Source organism: Sphingomonas sp. IC4-52, assembly GCF_020707225.1.
Lineage (GTDB): Bacteria > Pseudomonadota > Alphaproteobacteria > Sphingomonadales > Sphingomonadaceae > Sphingomonas.
In genome coordinates this window covers 692,000-706,302 of the sequence record NZ_JAJFEU010000001.1, presented here as the reverse complement: position 1 = coordinate 706,302, position 14,303 = coordinate 692,000, and the positions used below count along the sequence as shown (strand labels likewise).

General features: G+C 64.1%; 18 protein-coding genes. 14 read left to right on the top strand and 4 right to left on the bottom strand.

Translation table 11 applies throughout. The annotated features are described in order from the left end of the window. Nucleotides 1-4: 4 nt before the first annotated feature. The 4 genes from LK535_RS03470 to LK535_RS03455 all read left to right on the top strand — a co-directional run bounded on the left by LK535_RS03470 (nucleotide 5) and on the right by LK535_RS03455 (nucleotide 3,790). On the top strand, nucleotides 5-259 hold the full coding sequence (locus LK535_RS03470; protein WP_227770480.1) for a hypothetical protein: 255 nt from the start codon (nucleotides 5-7) through the stop codon (nucleotides 257-259). Between the two features lie 64 nt (nucleotides 260-323). Further along, on the top strand, nucleotides 324-1,100 hold the full coding sequence (locus LK535_RS03465; protein ID WP_227771060.1) for a metallophosphoesterase family protein: 777 nt from the start codon (nucleotides 324-326) through the stop codon (nucleotides 1,098-1,100). 95 nt (nucleotides 1,101-1,195) lie between these two features. Beyond that, nucleotides 1,196-2,635 carry a DUF1800 domain-containing protein gene (locus LK535_RS03460; RefSeq protein ID WP_227770479.1) on the top strand — a complete coding sequence of 480 codons (1,440 nt, stop codon included), beginning with the start codon at nucleotides 1,196-1,198 and terminating at the stop codon, nucleotides 2,633-2,635. Between the two features lie 3 nt (nucleotides 2,636-2,638). Beyond that, the gene (locus LK535_RS03455) at nucleotides 2,639-3,790 is read left to right on the top strand and encodes a DUF1501 domain-containing protein (protein ID WP_227770478.1); all 1,152 of its coding nucleotides are present in this window, start codon (nucleotides 2,639-2,641) and stop codon (nucleotides 3,788-3,790) included. 79 nt (nucleotides 3,791-3,869) lie between these two features. On the opposite strand, the gene LK535_RS03450 is transcribed toward LK535_RS03455, so the two are convergent. Continuing rightward, nucleotides 3,870-4,148 carry a hypothetical protein gene (locus LK535_RS03450; RefSeq protein WP_227770477.1) on the bottom strand — a complete coding sequence of 93 codons (279 nt, stop codon included), beginning with the start codon at nucleotides 4,146-4,148 and terminating at the stop codon, nucleotides 3,870-3,872. 177 nt (nucleotides 4,149-4,325) lie between these two features. Here LK535_RS03450 and argS point away from each other — a divergent pair, with 177 nt between their 5' ends. The 8 genes from argS to tatC all read left to right on the top strand — a co-directional run bounded on the left by argS (nucleotide 4,326) and on the right by tatC (nucleotide 10,737). Further along, nucleotides 4,326-6,050 (top strand): arginine--tRNA ligase, encoded by a 1,725-nt coding sequence (gene argS, locus LK535_RS03445; protein ID WP_227770476.1) that lies wholly within the window; start codon nucleotides 4,326-4,328, stop codon nucleotides 6,048-6,050. Nucleotides 6,051-6,053: 3 nt separating this feature from the next. Then, nucleotides 6,054-6,779 (top strand): SPOR domain-containing protein, encoded by a 726-nt coding sequence (locus tag LK535_RS03440; RefSeq protein WP_227770475.1) that lies wholly within the window; start codon nucleotides 6,054-6,056, stop codon nucleotides 6,777-6,779. A gap of 126 nt (nucleotides 6,780-6,905) precedes the next feature. Then, nucleotides 6,906-7,910, top strand: a complete 1,005-nt coding sequence (locus LK535_RS03435; RefSeq protein WP_227770474.1) for a glycoside hydrolase family 3 N-terminal domain-containing protein — start codon at nucleotides 6,906-6,908, stop codon at nucleotides 7,908-7,910. Then, nucleotides 7,907-8,632 carry a segregation and condensation protein A gene (locus tag LK535_RS03430; protein ID WP_227770473.1) on the top strand — a complete coding sequence of 242 codons (726 nt, stop codon included), beginning with the start codon at nucleotides 7,907-7,909 and terminating at the stop codon, nucleotides 8,630-8,632. Before LK535_RS03435 ends, LK535_RS03430 begins: the two co-directional genes overlap by 4 nt. Next, a complete protein-coding gene (gene scpB, locus LK535_RS03425) occupies nucleotides 8,629-9,204 on the top strand; it encodes an SMC-Scp complex subunit ScpB (protein ID WP_227770472.1) in 576 nt (191 codons plus the stop codon). The genes LK535_RS03430 and scpB overlap by 4 nt, the downstream gene beginning before the upstream one ends. 26 nt (nucleotides 9,205-9,230) lie before the next feature. Beyond that, nucleotides 9,231-9,470 carry a twin-arginine translocase TatA/TatE family subunit gene (locus tag LK535_RS03420; RefSeq protein WP_227770471.1) on the top strand — a complete coding sequence of 80 codons (240 nt, stop codon included), beginning with the start codon at nucleotides 9,231-9,233 and terminating at the stop codon, nucleotides 9,468-9,470. Nucleotides 9,471-9,499: 29 nt separating this feature from the next. Then, a complete protein-coding gene (gene tatB / locus LK535_RS03415) occupies nucleotides 9,500-9,967 on the top strand; it encodes a Sec-independent protein translocase protein TatB (RefSeq protein WP_227770470.1) in 468 nt (155 codons plus the stop codon). Beyond that, nucleotides 9,964-10,737 carry a twin-arginine translocase subunit TatC gene (gene tatC, locus LK535_RS03410; RefSeq protein ID WP_227770469.1) on the top strand — a complete coding sequence of 258 codons (774 nt, stop codon included), beginning with the start codon at nucleotides 9,964-9,966 and terminating at the stop codon, nucleotides 10,735-10,737. The genes tatB and tatC overlap by 4 nt, the downstream gene beginning before the upstream one ends. Nucleotides 10,738-10,790: 53 nt before the next feature. Here tatC and LK535_RS03405 read toward each other — a convergent pair whose 3' ends face one another. From LK535_RS03405 to LK535_RS03395, 3 genes are all read right to left on the bottom strand, one after another. Beyond that, nucleotides 10,791-10,925, bottom strand: a complete 135-nt coding sequence (locus LK535_RS03405; protein ID WP_227770468.1) for an entericidin A/B family lipoprotein — start codon at nucleotides 10,923-10,925, stop codon at nucleotides 10,791-10,793. Nucleotides 10,926-11,202: 277 nt separating this feature from the next. Continuing rightward, entirely contained in the window at nucleotides 11,203-12,792 is a 1,590-nt protein-coding gene (locus LK535_RS03400) for a sensor histidine kinase (RefSeq protein WP_227770467.1), read from the bottom strand. A 9-nt stretch (nucleotides 12,793-12,801) separates the two neighbouring features. Beyond that, complete coding sequence (locus tag LK535_RS03395; RefSeq protein ID WP_227770466.1) at nucleotides 12,802-12,912, bottom strand: NepR family anti-sigma factor; 111 nt, start codon at nucleotides 12,910-12,912, stop codon at nucleotides 12,802-12,804. A gap of 306 nt (nucleotides 12,913-13,218) precedes the next feature. On the opposite strand from LK535_RS03395, the gene LK535_RS03390 reads away from it, so the two are divergent. Together LK535_RS03390 and LK535_RS03385 are read left to right on the top strand one after the other, a co-directional pair. Next, nucleotides 13,219-14,016: a response regulator gene (locus LK535_RS03390; RefSeq protein WP_227771059.1), complete on the top strand. Its 798-nt coding sequence runs from the start codon at nucleotides 13,219-13,221 to the stop codon at nucleotides 14,014-14,016. 41 nt (nucleotides 14,017-14,057) lie between these two features. Beyond that, nucleotides 14,058-14,201 (top strand): hypothetical protein, encoded by a 144-nt coding sequence (locus LK535_RS03385; RefSeq protein ID WP_177179026.1) that lies wholly within the window; start codon nucleotides 14,058-14,060, stop codon nucleotides 14,199-14,201. Nucleotides 14,202-14,303: the final 102 nt, after the last annotated feature.

Genomic DNA, 14,303 nt, shown 5'->3' with positions numbered 1-14,303 from the left:
GCCGATGGTGCCGAAAGAGCGCGCGGGCGACGAAACACTGGTGATCTTGCAAAGCCTGCTTTGCCTGCTCCGGGAAAAGAACGTGCTGACCCGCGCTGACATTGAAACGCTGTGCGATCGAGTGGCGATGCGCGCCAGCCAGGCGGAACGCGATCCGTTCCCTTGCGCGGCGGAAGCAGCCCGCAATGCCGCCGCGGAGATGGCGCGGATCGGCGGCTACATTGGTGCGCACTACGGTGGAAAACACCGGCGTATCTGAACCGAGTCCCTGACAGCGGTGCTTGCCCGCGAACCTTCTTGCGGGCAGCGCGTTTGCCATGGCCATGAAACTCTTCCACGTCAGCGACGTGCACTTCGGCGCAGAAGACCCGAAGGCGCTTGATTGGTTCGCCCGCTGTGTCGCAGATGAGGCACCGGATGCCGTCATCATGACAGGCGACCTCACGATGCGCGCTCGGCCGAGCGAGTTCGATGCAGGCGGAAAGTGGCTGCAGTCGCTGGGTGTGCCGGTCACCATTGAGGTCGGCAATCATGATCTGCCTTATTATTGGGATCCGCTGCGCCGCCTGTTCAGCCCGTACAAGCGATACGGTGCCGCAGAGCGTCTGATCGAGAAAACGCTCGATTTGCCAGGTGTGTCGATCATTCCGCTGAAGACCACAGCGCGGGCACAATGGCGATGGAATTGGTCCAAGGGGCATGTGAGTTCAGGAGCGTTGCGCGACGCGCTCGAACTGGCCGATGCGGCGCCTAAGGGTAACCTGATCTTCGTAGCGGGGCACCATCCGCTGATCGAAGGCGGAACCCGTGGCACGGCAAAGACGCGCAATGGGGAAAAAGCCTTGGCCGCGCTGGCAGAAGCCGGCGTCCACGCGATCCTGTCCGGCCACGTCCACGACCCATTCGACAAGCCGGTTCAGCACGGAGAATGGACCGTACGGATGATTGGGGCGGGCACCCTGTCCAAACGACTCCGCAGTTCGCCCCCGGCCTTCAATGAGATCCGGATTGAAGCTGGCCGATTCGAGACCTTGGCGCGGACCTTGTCGCCTGAACCCAAGCATCCGATCAGCCAGACCTCTCACGCGGGCGCCCGCTGACGTCGCCGCAGGTTATCTGAAGCAAGCGGTACTATCGTCCACCACAGGTACAGGCGACCCGCTATAGATTGCGCCCTCTGCCAATGGAGGTCCGCGTGAATGAGCGATCCATCGCACTGAACCGCTTCGGACTGGGAGCGCGGCCGGACGAGCCGGACCTTGCTTCCGGATCTGACGCGCCTCGGACGTGGCTGCTTGCTCAGTTGGACAATTATGATCCCGAGCCTGCTCCGATCCGAAACGCTGCTCGTACTCCAGCGATCTTGAGCGACCTGGCTGATTATCAAGCTCAGGGACGCGCTATCAAGAATAGCCAGCCGGCGGGCGATCGCGCCGTCTCCGGTGTGACGGCAACGATGCCCGATGACTTCGGACCTGCCCTGGAGCTGCGGCGGCAGGCTCGCGGTAGCTTGCGGAAGCACTATGTGCGTGCCGTGAATGCGCGCGTGGACGCCGCCGTGAGTACGCCCACGCCGTTCGCGGAACGCCTGGTTCACTTCTGGTCCAATCACTTCGCTGTCTCTGTCGAGAAGATCAGCGTGTCGCCCTTGGCAGGGGCGTTTGAATTCGAGGCGGTCCGCCCGCATGTCATGGGGAAGTTCAGCAACATGCTGAAGGCGGTCGAGCGGCACCCGGCCATGTTGCTCTATCTCGATCAGGCGAGTTCCATTGGCCCGGGAAGCGCATTCGGACAGCGCCCGCGCGTGATTGCCCGTAACCGCGGCCTGAACGAGAATTTGGCCCGGGAGATCCTGGAACTGCACACCCTGGGTGTGCGGACGGGCTACGGCCAGAACGACGTGGTCGAACTCGCACGCGCCCTCACAGGGTGGACGGTGCCAGGGATCGGGCCGCGCACCAGTGCGGTGGGCATGACCGGCGGGTTTGAGTTCGTACCAGAGCTGCATGAGCCGGGCGCACGCACAGTCATGCGCAAAACCTATCCGGAGGAGGGGCAAGCGCAGGCGGAGGCGGTGCTGGAGGATCTTGCCCAGCATCCGGCCACGGCTCGCCACATCGCCACCAAGCTGGCGCGTCACTTCGCTGGCGACACACCTGCGCCAGCGATGGTTGCGCGTCTGGAGCACGCATTCCTTCGCTCGGGTGGAGACCTTCCAGCGGTATACCGGGCCCTGATAAGCTCTCGCGAGGCGTGGGTCGCGGCGCCAGTGAAGTTTCGCAGTCCGTGGGAGTGGTCCGTGGCAGTATTACGAGCGCTCGGTTCGCATCTTGCTGACGCAGGGTCGGCTGTTGGTTTGCAGGAGCAGCTTGGCCAAAGAGTATGGCGGCCCGGGCAGCCGAGCGGATTTGACGATATGGCTGCGACCTGGGCGGGATCGGATGCCTTGATGCGCCGCGTAGAGGCCGCTGAGCGTCTGGCTCAGCGCAGCGGCGCTGTTTATGCGGTGAGCCTGGCAGAGAAGATCTTTCCCGGGGCGGTCAGCGTCGCGACATTAGAGGCATTGAAGAGGGCGGAGAGCGGCGGTCAAGCACTCGCCCTTCTGCTTGTCTCGCCTGAAATGATGCGGAGGTAAGCCATGCTCGATCGCCGCTCCTTTATCATTCGCGGAACGCTCGCGACGCTGGCGGCGGGCACGATTGCTCCCATGGCATTCGCGCGCGCTGCGACTGAGCAACGCTTCGTGTTCATCATCCAGCGGGGTGCTGCAGACGGTCTGGGAACGGTGATACCGGTGGGAGATCCTGCCTTTACCGCAGTACGAGGAGCCTTTGCGGAAGATGCGGCAAGCGGTGCCAAGCTGGACAATCTGTTCGCCTTGCACCCGGCAATGTCCACGTCCGCGGAGCTGTATCGTAGACGGCAGGCGCTGTTCGTTCACGCGGTTGCGTCACCGTACCGTGATCGCTCGCACTTTGACGGGCAGAATGTGCTCGAGACGGGTGGGGTAAGTGCCTATCAGATACGCGACGGCTGGTTGAACCGGTTGCTCAGCTTGCTTCCGAATGATGCCTCTCGGGCGATTGCCGTTTCTGCAACCGTTCCGGCAGCGTTGCGGGGCGGCCACGAGGTGGCGAGCTATGCACCATCCGTGCTGCCGGACGCCTCGGACGACCTGCTTCAGCGGGTAACCATGCTGTATCAGGGAGATGCGCAGCTCCACGCGCTATGGAGCGAGGCGATGGACACGCGCCAGTTAGCCGGAGACCTGGCGGATCGATCCGGACGGGAGGCGGCTGCAACCGGCGCCTTGGCTGCCCAGCTGCTGGCCCCGGCGGACGGAGCGCGGATCGCGATGATCGAGACCGGAGGGTGGGACACGCACAGCGCGCAGCGGGGGCGGCTCGCCAATGGCCTCAAGAACCTGGACGCGATGCTGGCCGCGCTCCAGACGGGGCTTGGCCCTTCGTGGCAGCAAACCTTGGTGCTGGTCGCGACGGAGTTCGGCCGAACCGTGGTCGTGAACGGGACAGGGGGTACAGATCATGGCACCGGCGCTGCAGCCATGCTGTTCGGCGGCGGAGTACGTGGCGGTAGAGTTGTCGCGGATTGGCCCGGAATAGCGGCCGGCCAGCTGTATGAAGGGCGGGATCTTCGGCCTACATTCGGCCTTCACGACGTCATCACCGGCGCATTATCGGAGCATTTCGGCCTCGACGCCGAGCGGGCGGGAGCCGTGCTGTTCCCGGCGGTGGCGCGCCGGACACCCATGTCGGGCCTAGTCGCCTGATCGCGACAATGCTCAAATGAAAAGCCGCCCGCGTTGAAAACGCGGACGGCTCACGCTTTTCGAGAGGGAAGTCTCGAACTTAGTTGGCAGTCAGAACCTGAACCGAGCCGTCCTGCGGTGCGCGGAACGCAACCGGGGTGCCGCCGACGTTTCCGGTCACGCGCTGACCGTTCAGGACCAGGCGGAAGCGATCGCCACCAATGCGGCGGCCGGTGATGACGGTGGCGCCGCCACGGCCTTCGCTGGTCTTGTACACATAGGTCTGCTTGCCATGCTGGAACGTCTTTTCAGCCTCGGCCTGCGCAGCGAGCGGCGCCAGGGCGGTCAGGACGGCGGCGGTGGTGATCAGCTTGCGCATTGGAGAAATCCTCGGTTGAAAACCTAATCTGTTCGCAGATGCACAATATGTGCTGCACTGCGGCGTGACGAGCGCAAAAATCTTTTTGACGGTTGCAACGGATGCAATCGCTCCGGCATTTGTCGGTTGCGGCGGGTTGGTCTATCGCGCGCGGCTTCACGAACACGATTGGTTGCCATGACGCTCTACTCACGTTTTGCCGCTCACATCGACGCGGCGCTGGACGCCCTTGAAACTGCCGGTGTGCTGACGCCCGGCATCGACCGGCGCGCCGTGACCGTGGAGCCGCCGCGCGACCCTTCCCATGGCGACCTTGCCACCAACGCCGCCATGGTGTTGGCCAAGGCGGCGAAGACGAACCCGCGCGCGCTTGCTGAAAAGATTGCGGAAGAGCTGCAGCAGCGTGACGAAGTGTCCGCGGTGGAGGTTGCTGGACCCGGCTTCATCAACCTGCGTTTGACCGATAACAGCTGGCGTGCCGAACTCTCCACCATTATCCATGGCGGCGCAGAATATGGCCGCTCCGCGCGCGGCGCTGGGACCAGCGTGAACATCGAATATGTTTCCGCGAACCCGACCGGGCCGATGCACATGGGGCATTGCCGCGGCGCTGTTGTCGGCGACGCACTGGCGGCCCTGCTGGAGTTTGCAGGTCATCGCGTTATCCGCGAATATTACGTCAACGATGCTGGCGGGCAGGTGGACGTGCTCGCCCGATCGGCGCACTTGCGCTATCGCGAAGCGCTGGGTGAAGACGTTGGTGCGATCCCGGAGGGCCTTTATCCCGGAGACTATCTGGTCCCGGTAGGCCAAATGCTCGCCGACGAGTTCGGCGATCGGTACGTGACGGCGCCCGAGGCGGACTGGCTGCCGCTGTTCCGCACCCGCGCGGTTGCGGCGATGCTTGACCTGATCAAGGCGGATCTTGCCCTGCTGGGTATCCACCACGACGTATTCTCGTCAGAGGCCGAGCTTCAGGCAGCGGGCAAGCCAGAGGCTGCCGAGGCGTGGCTGCGCGCTCGCGATCTGGTGTACGACGGCACGCTCGAGGCGCCCAAGGGCGAGACGCCCGAGGACTGGGAGCCGGTCGAGCTGCCGCTGTTCCGTTCCAGCCAGTTCGGTGACGATCAGGATCGCCCGATCAAGAAGTCGAACGGCCAGTGGACGTATTTCGGTGCCGACCTCGCCTATCACTTCCAGAAGGCGCAGGGCGCGGACGAGTTGATCGACATCTGGGGCGCTGACCATGCCGGGACGGTTAAGCGGATCCAGGCCGCCGTGGCCGCGCTGACGGAGGGCAAGACGCGCTTCGACGTGAAGCTCGTCCAGATGGTCCGGTTGCTGCGTGGCGGTGAGCCGGTGAAGATGTCAAAGCGCGCCGGCAACTTCGTGACGCTCGCCGACGTGGTGCGTGAAGTGGGCAAGGACGTGGTGCGCTTCACGATGCTGACGCGTCGTGCGGATGCCCAGATGGACTTCGACTTCGCGAAGGTGGTGGAGGCGTCCAAGGACAACCCGGTCTTCTACGTGCAATATGCGCACGCACGTGTCGCATCGCTTCGTCGCCGCGCCACAGAAGCCGGTATCGAAACCGGCGGCATCGACCTGTCCCGCCTTGATACGGAGGAACTGGGGCTGGTGAAGCTTGCGGCGCAGTTCCCGCGCGTTGTGGAGACGGCCGCTGCTGCTCGTGAGCCGCACCGCATCGCCTTCTATCTCTATGACTTGGCAGCGGCTTTTCACGCTCTGTGGAATGTGGGCAATGATCGACCTGACCGGCGCTTCCTGTTGCCTGACGATCATCAGCTGACTGCTGCGCGTCTTTTCTTGGCGGAAGGCGTCGGGCAAATTATTCGAAACGGCCTCTCCATCATGGGCGTGGAGGCGGTTTCGGAGATGTAAGGCATGGCGAGCAACGAAATCGACCTTCGGGACGAGGACCGGCTTCCGTGGCTGGAAACGGTCGAGGCGGACGAGCCGGAAGGCCCTGGTCTGTTCAGGGTCGTCGTTCTCGTGGTCGTCGGTCTCGTGCTGCTCGCTGCCATCGTCTTTGCGGTGCTGACCTTCCAGCAGCGCGCTCCCGACGGGCAGGGGGAACTGATCGCGGCGCCAGCGGGCGATTACAAGGTCAGGCCTGATGATCCCGGCGGCCTGAAAGTGGAGGGTGAAGGCGATTCTGCGATCGCCGTGAGCGCCGGTGCCAATGCGCCAGCGGCGATTGACCTGAAGGCGGTGCCCGAAACGCCGATCGACGGCCGCCGTGCAGAAGGTGCGCCGGCGCCTGTGACGGGCGGCAGTGCGCGTACCGTCGCCGAGGTGCCGGGCTCGGGCGGTCGCCTGACCGCCACGGCTCCGATGTCCGCACCGACCAAACCCGTGCCTGGGATGGCATCCGGAGGGTCGCTGGTTCAGCTGGGTGCTTTCCCGAGCGAGGCGGCCGCTAACGCCGCATGGAGCGCCGTGGCGAAGCGCTTCTCCTACGTCGCGACACTGGGGAAGACGGTTCAGTCCGCTGAGGTCAACGGGCGCAAGGTGTATCGCCTCAAGGTGAACGCGGGCAGCGCCGATGCCGCGGCGGATCTTTGCGGGCGACTGACGGTGGCTGGCGAAAAGTGCTTCGTCACAAGCTGACGACCAAGGGGCGGGCGGTTCGCCTGCCCCGATCGGCATAGCCGCCCGCCGCCAGGCCGGCTTTTTGCCGCGGCGAAGGCCCTGCTCCCTAGTGAAAAGCGGGCGAGCATTCGCTAACAGCGCCGAATGAAACCTGTGATCTTCGGCCTTTCGGGTCCGGTCCTGACTGCCGACGAACGCGCGTTCTTCGCGGAGGCGCGTCCGGCCGGATATATCCTGTTCAAGCGCAATTGCGTCGATCGACAGCAACTGCGTGCACTGACGGATTCGCTGCGCGAACTCGAAGGGCGAAACGACGTCGCGATCCTGGTCGATCAGGAGGGCGGCCGAGTGGCGAGACTGGGGCCGCCAGAGTGGCCGGCGTTTCCGGCAGGGCCGGACTTCGACCGCCTTTATGACATCGCACCGATGTCCGCGATCGAGGCCGCGCGCGCCAACGCCACCGCACTTGGCATGATGCTGGCCGAGGTTGGCATCACCGTCGATTGCCATCCGATCCTCGATGTCATTCGCCCGGAAACCACTGAGGCGATTACCATTCGCGCTTTCGGCAGCGAACCCATGCGGGTCGGCGCGATGGGCCGGGCGACGCTGGAAGGATTGGCAGCCGGGGGCGTGGTCGGCGTGATCAAGCACATGCCGGGCCACGGCCGTGCACTGGTCGATTCGCACCACCTGCTGCCCACTGTCACTGCAAGCGAAGCGGAGCTGGAGGAGGATCTGGCGCCGTTCCGAGCGCTCGCCAAGGCCCCGATGGGCATGACCAGCCATATCATCTTCGAAGCATGGGACCGCGAGCGGCCCGCCACCATGTCTCCGACAATCATCCAGGATGTGATCCGTGGACGGATCGGCTTTGACGGTCTGTTGATGACTGACGACATCGACATGAAAGCCTTGTCCGGCACACCGTCGGACAAGGCGGCCGGGGCGATCGCCGCCGGATGCGACCTGGTGCTCGATTGCTGGGCCCGGATGGAGGAGATGGTCGCGATTGCCGACCGTCTCGACGAGATCGCGCCTCGCGCTCGCCAGCGGCTGGATGATGCGATGCGCAGCGTGGTGGCGGAGGAGGGCGACTTTGCGGCGCTGATCGCCAAACGCGACGCACTGCTCGCCCTGGCGGCGTGAGCGGAGAGCAGCTGACGCTCGACCTGGAGGGGTGGGAGGGGCCGCTCGACCTGCTGCTGAACCTGGCGCGGGCGCAGAAGGTGGACCTGAAGCAGATCTCCATCCTGGCGCTCGTCGAGCAGTATCTTGTCTATGTGGAGCGGGCGCGAACTCTGAAGCTGGAGTTGGCGGCCGACTATCTCGTCATGGCGGCGTGGCTGGCGTATTTGAAATCGGCATTGCTCCTACCGCGGGATCCTGCGGTGGAGCCGAGCCCCGAGGAGCTTGCCCTTCGACTCCAGCTTCGGCTGGAACGGCTGTCGGCCATGCGGGAGGCCGGGGCGCGGCTGATGGCGCGTGATCGGCTTGGCCGTGATGTGTTCCGGCGCGGCGCTCCGGAGGGGCTGCGTACGGTGCGCAAGGCGAACTGGTCGACCGGTATCTTCGACCTCATCTCCGCTTACGGGCAGGTGAGCGCGCGAACCCGTCCCGTCATGCACGTGGTGCACGATCGAGAGGTCATGACGCTGGAGGCGGCGATCGCGCGAGTTGCGGCATTGATCGGAACGGCGATCGACTGGGCGGCGATCCAGAGCTTCCTGCCGGAAGGTGCGGCCGGATCGTTCCGACGATCGGCGTTGGCGTCCAGCTTCCTGGCGGCGCTTGAGCTCGCGCGACAAGGCAAGCTGGAGTTGCAGCAGCGCGGCCCCTTTGAACCGCTGTATCTGCGCGCACCGGCGTGAACCCGGTCGACGATTTCACGCGCGCGGTGGAAGCGGTGCTATTTGCCGCGGACGAACCACTTTCGATCGACAGCTTGCGTGCGCACGTGGGCGAGGGCGACGTGCGCGGCGCACTGGCCAGGCTCGCCGAGGATTATTCGGGGCGTGGGATCAACCTGGTCCGTCGTGGTGATCGCTGGCACTTCCAGACCGCGGGCGACATGGCACACTTGCTGCGCCGGAATCGGGACGAAGTGCGCAGGCTTAGCCGGGCGGCGATCGAGACTCTGGCCATCATCGCCTATCACGAGCCGGTTACGCGTGCCGACATCGAGGCGATCCGGGGCGTGCAGATCTCGAAGGGGACGCTCGACGTGCTGATGGATGCCGGCTGGGTTCGCCCGGCGGGGCGACGCGAGGTGCCGGGGCGGCCGCTAACCTATGGTACGACCCAGAGCTTCCTGGCGCATTTCGGCCTGGAGTCGCGGCGCGATCTGCCCGGCATCGAGGATCTGAAGGCGGCGGGCCTGCTCGACCCGATTGATCTCGCATTGGAAGAACTCGCGGTGGAAAAGCCTGACGAGGGCGACTAGATGGGCGGGACTTCAGGAGATTCCTTATGGGTAGCTTCAGCCTCCCGCATATTCTTGTTCTCGCCATCGTGGCGATCCTTCTGCTCGGCGGCGGCCGCTTCTCGAGCATGATGGGTGACGTCGCAAAGGGCGTGAAGAACTTCAAGAAGGGCATGAGCGAGGATGACGATGAGACGCCGGCCAAGCCGGCGCAGCGCATCGAAGCTCAGCAGGCAGCACGGCCAGCGTCCGAGACGGTCGTCCAGGACGACAAGGTGGCCCGCTGATCTGACGACTGCCGGAAGCATCGCGGCGCATGCTCGACTTCAACTTCTCGGAAATGGCGGTCGTGGCCCTGGTGGCCCTGATCGTCATTGGCCCTAAGGACCTGCCCAAGGCGCTGCGGGTCCTTGGCTATTGGGTCGGCAAGGCCCGAGGTGTGGCACGTCAGTTCCGGGCCGGCTTCGACGAAATGGTCCGGGAGGCCGAGCTCGCCGAGATGGAAAAGAAGTGGAAGGAGGAGAACGAGCGGATCATGCGTGAGCATCCGATGCTGACGCCTGCTCAACCCGTCGCTTCCGACCCGGTGCTGCCCGACGCTCCAGGCTCACAATCCGGTGCTTCAGAATTCCCGGGCAGCCAGGTTTCGCCTGCCGAGCCGGCAAGTTCAGGAGTGCATCATCGTTCGGCCGAAACGGACGAGCCCGTGATGGTTGAGCGACCGACGATCGTTGCGGCCCCCGTGACGAGCCCTGCGCCGCCCCAAGACAAGGCAGCCTCGTGAGCACCGCCGACGACCTGGACGACACCCGCGCCCCGCTGCTTGATCATCTCATCGAGCTGCGTCGCCGGTTGCTCTACTGTATTGGCGCGATCGTGGTGGCGTTTTTCGTCTGCTATTATTTTGCCGAGGCGATCTTTTCGTTCCTGGTTCAGCCGCTGCTGGCGGCAGGACAGACCCGGCTGATTTACACCGAAATCTTCGAGGCCTTCTTCGTTCAGGTGAAGGTGGCGTTCTTCGCCGCCATCATGGTGTCGTTCCCGATCATTGCAAACCAGCTTTGGCAGTTTGTGGCGCCCGGGCTTTATCGCAATGAGAAGCGCGCGCTGCTGCCGTTCATTCTCGCCACCCCGGTGCTGTTCCTGTGCGGGGCGGCGATGGCGTATTATATCGCAGTGCCGATGGCGCTGCATTTCCTGCTCAGCTTCCAGGGCGAAGTTGGCGGGGTAAATCAGGAAGCGCTGCCAGGCATCGGCAACTACCTGTCGTTCATCATGCAGTTCCTGTTTGGTTTCGGCGTGGCGTTTCTGCTGCCAGTGCTGTTGATGCTGCTGGAACGCGGCGGCATCGTGACCCGGCAGCAGCTGGTGTCCGCGCGCCGCTACGCCATTGTCGGTGCGTTTGCGATTGCCGCCGTGCTCACGCCGCCCGACGTTGGCTCGCAGCTGCTGCTCGCGATTCCGTTGTGCTTCCTCTACGAACTCGCGCTGATCGGGATCTGGTTCACCGAGCGGAAGCGCTCGCGTGAGCGCGAGCACTTGTCCGCCGAATAGCAAAACGGCGGACGCGACCTTCATCGCCCCCGCCGTTTCCAAAGGCTTCAGGCTTACTTAGCGTCGTCGGCAGTCTTGGCGACCGTGTCTCCGGCCGAGGAGACGTCACGACCGACGCCTTCGACCGTGTTGCACGCTGCGACCAGCAATGCACCCGCGACTGCAAGCATCCCCACCAGCTTCTTCATAATTCCTCCTGAGCGCAAATGATCTACCAAGATCGCAAATGCGCGATGGCGCCGTTCGTTCCATTAACGTTATGAGCGACCCCGGATGTAATAAGGCCCGGAAGCGTCACCGGGGGGGGGAGGGTTGACGCTTCCGGGCCTATGTCGTGGATAGCGAGAGCGGGGGGGCATAAGGTCGCTATCCGAAGTGTAGAACGCGACTTCTGAAGCGCAGTTCCAACAAAGTTCAGGTTTTTTTATCGCGTGGTTAACGCCGGGCGCTACCCCGCGGGGCAGATCAATCGCGGCCGAGAACTGCGATCGAGATTTCGTAAGCGCCCGTAAGCGGATCATGGTGAAGCGGCGCCCGCAACTGACGCGAGAGCCCTTCCGTGACCCTGCCGAAGCGCGTGGCCAGCCCCTCGCGCAGCGCGGGACTGTCGATGAGGGCCGGCGACGATACCCGCAGGGTGGCCCGATCGGCTTCCGCGCCTTCCTTGACCGACACGCGCAGGTGGGCAGCGGGATCACATGTCACCGCCAGTTCGATCAGTTCCGTGACAAGGAAAGCCACGGCGACCGCCACGTCCTGGGAAACCAGATACGGATCGGTATCCAGCTGGATGCGCAGCTGAATGCCCTCGGCTGCGGTGGCCCTGATGTTCGAGGCAAGCTCGCCCAGCATGGGGCGGAGCCCTAAACCGCGATTTTCTTCCATCTCCGCATAATGGTTGCGGTGAACCACGGCCAGGGCATCAACGCGCCGCTGGATGGAGGCATAGGCCTGCGCTGCCTCGGGTGAGCGGGCACCGCGCGCGTGGAAGTTGATGAGCGAAGAGATGACCTGAAGATTATTCTTCACGCGGTGGTGAACTTCGCGCGTCAGCTTCGTCTGTCGAACAAGACCTTCAGCCAGTCCGGCCTCGTGAATCGCGACGGTGCGGGTAAGCGCGCGGAAGGTGTCGCCGAGCTCGCGAAGCTCCTGAGCGGGGAGGGCGCGAATGGCAGCTGGATCCGGTTCCTCGCCAGGGGTGAAGGCCGCCACATGCGCCCGCAATTGCCGCAACGGGCGGATCAGCAGCCGGTCGACCACGAACCAGGCGATGCCGGCGGCCGCGGCCCACATGACAAGGGGCAGAAGCAAAGCAATGACCAGCGGCGAGGTGATCGGTGCCGAGCGCACCTGCATGGCAAGACCCAACTCGCCGATGCCGAGATCCGTCACATTGCTTTCGCGCCGCTCAAAGGCGTTTTCACGGGGCAATGGCTCGAGGATCAGTTCCTCGCCCTGCCTCGTCAGCTTGGCTGCATAGGCAGGGGTAAAACCGCTTGGGCGACTGAGGTCGGCAATAAAGTCCTTCGGGAAGAAGGCCGACGCAGCGACACGGCCAGTGCGGCCGACCACGCCCAGCAGCAGTCCGCTTCCCGCCACGATCCGGGCGGCGACGGCGGAGTCCCTGGCAGCGCGCGCTACCTCCAGCGCCTGCGGAAAGCCGCTGCCGCATAGCAAGCGGCCGCGCGCGTCGAACACGGCAAAGCGTGCACCGTTGAACGCCTGTTGGGCAAACACGCCCTGAACGCGGGCGCAGCTGGGCGTGTCGAGCGGATCGGCTTCAAGCGCGTCAACGGCTACCCGAAGCGCCGTCATGTCGCCGATCAATTCAATGGCGATCGCCCGACTGCTCTCCGCCGACGCGACGCGGAGGCTCGCCCGGGCCTCGGCGTCTGCGATCTGCGTGATGCGCAGCGTCGCGAAAACAGCAATGATCGCGAGGGGAAGGAGTGCGATGGAGATGATGACGAGCAGCTTTGCGCCCGTCGGCCACCGCATCATGAACGTCGGCGCCATCGCGCCGTCGCGCGACTCTTCTGGCGCCTTCGTAACCATAAGGTGGGTCTAGTCTAGCTTGCCTAAAAGGGAAATCATCTCGTCGGGCACGGCCTCGTCAATCGTCTTCTGATAGATCGATCGCAGCGCCGCACCCATGTCCCGGTCCTTGGACTGCACCGCCGTGCCGCCTTTCGTCTTGACCGTCTTTTTTGGCGCTTCCTTATCCGAAACCAACTCTAAGCCCCCTGAACCACCCGTTCCGCGTGACGATGAGATTTCCTTGGCCGGATACGGGCCGCGGCGCCAGCCTGTTGATCAAGGCTGACGACGGTGAAACCAAAAAGCCGCTCGTTGGTTCCACATATCGGCGACGAATTGCGTCGTCGGGCGTTTGGCGCCCGCGGGGGGTTTGTCGATGAAGTTGATCAATCAGGGCATGGCGCGCAAAGCCATGCCTTCATCTATTGGGAGTCGTTCCGCCTCATGTCGCTTGGACAACAGCTCGCCCCGCACCTGCCCTTCCTGCGTCGATATGGGCGGGCGCTCACCGGCAGCCAGTCGCACGGCGACAAATATGTGCGCGCCACGCTTGAGGCGATCGTTGCCGCGCCCAACGAGTTCCCGCGCGACGTGGATCCGCGGCTTGGTCTGTATCGCACGTTCCAGGTAATCTGGAATTCGACCAACGACGGCGAGCAGGCCGATCCAGGCGATGTCGACGATCAGGAGGCGATTGCCCGCGCCCGCCTGGCGCGGATGACGCCGCTGTCGCGCCAAGCCCTGCTGCTGACCGCCATGGAGGGGTTCACCGTCGAGGACGCGGCGTATCTGGTCGACGTGGCGCCGAGCGAGGTGGAAGCGCTGGTCGCAGAGGCGCTGTCGGAGATCGAGAAGCAGACCCGTGCACGCGTGCTGATCATCGAAGACGAGCCGATTATCGCCATGGATATCGAGACGATCGTTCGCGATCTCGGTCACGAGGTGACGGGCGTTGCCGTCACTCGCGACGAGGCCGTTGCGCTCGCCATGGAGGATCGCCCCGGTCTGGTGCTGGCGGACATTCAGCTCGCGGATGACAGCTCGGGCATCGATGCAGTGAAGGACATTCTGCACGAGTTCCAGGTGCCGGTGATCTTCATCACCGCGTTCCCGGAACGACTGCTCACCGGTGAGCGGCCGGAGCCGACCTTCCTGATCACCAAGCCGTTCCAGCGTTCCACCGTTAAGGCTGCGATCAGCCAGGCTCTGTTCTTCGATCAATCAACCGCGCCCGTTTCGTAATTCGATACGGAGCCAAAACGAGGCTGAGGGGTTGAGCACGCATGGCACACGAAAACGAACGGATCGAAGTAACGACGGACGAGGCGCGGGCCGGTAGCACGCCGCACATGACGCGCTACATCCTGCCGATATCGCTCGTCCTTGTTGTGGTGATCTTCGCCCTCATCCTGTTTGCGCGGCAGTAAGTAACAACCGATGCTAACGGAGCGGCTGGCAAAGCACGCCGGCGACACCTATCTTGCGCAAAGGACGCCGGAACATCCCGGCGCGGGGATCGAACGACACGA

Bases quoted from the DNA above. Each gene is read 5' to 3' on its own strand.
- LK535_RS03470 (WP_227770480.1), top strand. From the start codon at position 5: ATGGTGCCGAAAGAGCGCGCGGGCGACGAAACACTGGTGATCTTGCAA.
- LK535_RS03465 (WP_227771060.1), top strand. From the start codon at position 324: ATGAAACTCTTCCACGTCAGCGACGTGCACTTCGGCGCAGAAGACCCG.
- LK535_RS03455 (WP_227770478.1), top strand. From the start codon at position 2,639: ATGCTCGATCGCCGCTCCTTTATCATTCGCGGAACGCTCGCGACGCTG.
- LK535_RS03450 (WP_227770477.1), bottom strand. From the start codon at position 4,148: ATGCGCAAGCTGATCACCACCGCCGCCGTCCTGACCGCCCTGGCGCCG.
- argS (WP_227770476.1), top strand. From the start codon at position 4,326: ATGACGCTCTACTCACGTTTTGCCGCTCACATCGACGCGGCGCTGGAC.
- LK535_RS03440 (WP_227770475.1), top strand. From the start codon at position 6,054: ATGGCGAGCAACGAAATCGACCTTCGGGACGAGGACCGGCTTCCGTGG.
- LK535_RS03435 (WP_227770474.1), top strand. From the start codon at position 6,906: ATGAAACCTGTGATCTTCGGCCTTTCGGGTCCGGTCCTGACTGCCGAC.
- LK535_RS03420 (WP_227770471.1), top strand. From the start codon at position 9,231: ATGGGTAGCTTCAGCCTCCCGCATATTCTTGTTCTCGCCATCGTGGCG.
- tatB (WP_227770470.1), top strand. From the start codon at position 9,500: ATGCTCGACTTCAACTTCTCGGAAATGGCGGTCGTGGCCCTGGTGGCC.
- LK535_RS03405 (WP_227770468.1), bottom strand. From the start codon at position 10,925: ATGAAGAAGCTGGTGGGGATGCTTGCAGTCGCGGGTGCATTGCTGGTC.
- LK535_RS03400 (WP_227770467.1), bottom strand. From the start codon at position 12,792: ATGGTTACGAAGGCGCCAGAAGAGTCGCGCGACGGCGCGATGGCGCCG.
- LK535_RS03390 (WP_227771059.1), top strand. From the start codon at position 13,219: ATGTCGCTTGGACAACAGCTCGCCCCGCACCTGCCCTTCCTGCGTCGA.
- LK535_RS03385 (WP_177179026.1), top strand. From the start codon at position 14,058: ATGGCACACGAAAACGAACGGATCGAAGTAACGACGGACGAGGCGCGG.